Consider the following 834-nt stretch of genomic DNA (forward strand, 5'->3'; position numbering starts at 1 on the left):
CATATGGACTCCTGAGATGTCTGCCTGGCACGGACCCCCACCCCTAACCCCTCCCCACAAGGGGGAGGGAGACTCCAGTCGGCGCTGACAACGGCAAACTGCCAATGTTTCAGACGCCAAAAGGATCGGTGCGCGGCAGCGTTCCCTCCCCCTTGTGGGGAGGGTCCTTCTTCGCAAGAACCCATATGCGATAGCCCTGCCTCAAGGGGGGAGATCGGACGTCGCGACCATTTTCGCCAATTTTCGACGTTAGAAAAAAGCTGTGAAGTTGAAGCTGCCAATCTCCCCACTTGAGGGGGAGATGTCCGGCAGGACAGAGGGGGGCGCTGTCTCGCCGACATCCAAAGAGTCCGGCTAATTCCCCGACACCAATGTATCCGTGATCTCAAACCGCTCGGCCACCCCGATGCGGATCATGTTGAGGCTGCCTTCGCGGGTGAAGCGGAAGTCGCCGGGCGCGTCGGAACCGGCCGGCTGGCCGGCACGGAAGGAAATGATGCGCGTGCCGCCGTCGGGCCAGGTCACAGTGATGTTCGCCTTGTCGGCGGTGTGCACCACGCTGACCTTGCAGCGCTCCATCGGCTGGCCGACATAGCGGGCGCAGGGAATCTCGGGATCCGGCGAGACGTCAGGCGCCGCCAGCGCCAGTACGTACGCATCCTGCATGGCGGCGCGGCCGATTTCGGCGGCGGATTTTGGCGTGCTTTCGGCTGCCGGGCCGGCGCCGCCAAGCCGCGCCGTCAGGTCGGGCGGTGCGACCGGCGCGCTGTTGGCCGGGCCGGTGGCATGGGATTGATCCGGCGCCGAGGACTGCCCGGCGTCATTGGCGCTGCC

At 65.3% G+C, this 834-nt stretch carries 1 pseudogene; it reads right to left on the bottom strand.

Annotation, left to right across the window (positions count from 1 at the left end):
* Positions 1-354: 354 nt before the first annotated feature.
* Positions 355-834 (bottom strand): annotated as a pseudogene (locus EN939_RS36305) (SH3 domain-containing protein); the annotation flags it as partial.

This window comes from Mesorhizobium sp. M7A.F.Ca.CA.002.05.1.1 (assembly GCF_003998335.1).
GTDB lineage: Bacteria > Pseudomonadota > Alphaproteobacteria > Rhizobiales > Rhizobiaceae > Mesorhizobium.